The sequence below is a fragment of the Microbulbifer thermotolerans genome (genome assembly GCF_900112305.1).
Taxonomy (GTDB): domain Bacteria; phylum Pseudomonadota; class Gammaproteobacteria; order Pseudomonadales; family Cellvibrionaceae; genus Microbulbifer; species Microbulbifer thermotolerans.
This window is the reverse complement of sequence record NZ_FOKT01000028.1, coordinates 1-1,290: the sequence shown is the minus strand read 5'-3', so window position 1 is coordinate 1,290 and position 1,290 is coordinate 1. Positions and strand designations below refer to the sequence as shown.

Below are 1,290 nucleotides of genomic sequence, written 5' to 3'. Positions count from 1 at the left end.
TCCGGATCAGTATCCGGCGCTGTCTGCCCAAACGCATCACTATCCCAGCGCCAGACAACAACTTCATTACCATCAGTTCCGATACGCGGCGTGTTCAAGTGGTCTGTGTGCAGATAAGTCAAGGTTCTACCTTGAACCTCCCCTTCGCTAAAGGTCGTTACAATCTGTGCTACCGGCATGTTATCCAGGTAGATGTAGTCAGTCTGGCTCTGGATATCTGTGCCGTTGGCAGCGATATTGGTCTCAGCAAGATACTGTCCACCCAAGTCGTAGTGATTTAGGTCTTTTACCAGGAAGAACAGTGATATTTGTGTATTAGGACGTCATTTTTGTCAAAGCAAAAAGAATACTTACTCGGCACAAAACTAAGATAGTATTCATACCAAACCTCTTTTACACAACCAGGTATCAACTGACCTGCTGATTTTTTAAATTCTGGTTTCACGTCTACAGTTCCATCTGTGACATAATCTGGATGACCAGCAACGGATATTAACTGATCATATGTACTACCAATCGGCAACTCCCGCATGGCCTTACTCGGATTTTTAAAGTTCAAAATCAATATCACTCCAACAAAGACAGCTAAAATTAAAAAAACTGCTTTTGGTATATATCCACTTTTCTTTATTTTATCCAAGAGAATCCCGTTTTTTAGATTAACCGTTATTTAGGATTAAAGATCTTCAGTTCTGGAGGAACTGTGCCGCCCTTAGGAATAACATAAGTTGCCCCTCCTGTTTGTCGACTCCAGAACGCTGCTTGCACTGCAACATCTGTTGGGAAAGAAGGGCCAATAGTAATAAATGGATCGATCAAACCTGCCGAGTTCAATGCCTCACTTGTTCGGGTTGAACAGGTGTCAGTCGGGTCAGGAATTATTCCGAAGAGCCAAGGAGGCAGATCATCGCGCTTCCCACTCAAATAATCGTTTATTGCATTCTCCTGCTGTTGTGAAGTATCGATCACGATAACATTTGTATTTCTTTTCAGGGCCTCTCGCTCCAAATAATCCGTTAGGCTACTTCCTAATTTGGTGCTATTTCCGAAGCTGTACACACCAGAACCTGAGGTTGCAATTGCCGTATGTCCAAATGGATTGCCAGGGGTTGTGCCATTGATTACCACTGCCGTGTATAAACCCAACGGATCAGCAAAACCAATTGGATTTCCTCCGACATAGGCATAGGTATTTATGCCGCTGGCAAGCCCAATAGGATCACTGGTGAGATACCTTCCGAGACTCGGATCATAATCCCTGAAGTAATTGTAGTAAAACGTCGCCTCACC

Annotated in this window: 3 protein-coding genes; 1 reads left to right on the top strand and 2 read right to left on the bottom strand. The window is 43.8% G+C overall.

Translation table 11 applies throughout. The features are described 5' to 3' along the window. The coding region (locus tag BM155_RS17375) for a hypothetical protein (RefSeq protein ID WP_175487823.1) at positions 1-281 on the top strand (281 nt) is incomplete at its 5' end. Positions 282-286: 5 nt separating this feature from the next. Here the strand turns inward: BM155_RS17375 and BM155_RS17235 are convergent. Together BM155_RS17235 and BM155_RS16850 are read right to left on the bottom strand one after the other, a co-directional pair. Next, positions 287-640 carry a hypothetical protein gene (locus tag BM155_RS17235; protein WP_139223329.1) on the bottom strand — a complete coding sequence of 118 codons (354 nt, stop codon included), beginning with the start codon at positions 638-640 and terminating at the stop codon, positions 287-289. A 26-nt stretch (positions 641-666) separates the two neighbouring features. Further along, positions 667-1,290: RHS repeat-associated core domain-containing protein (locus tag BM155_RS16850; RefSeq protein ID WP_139223328.1), on the bottom strand; the 624-nt coding region annotated here is incomplete at its 5' end.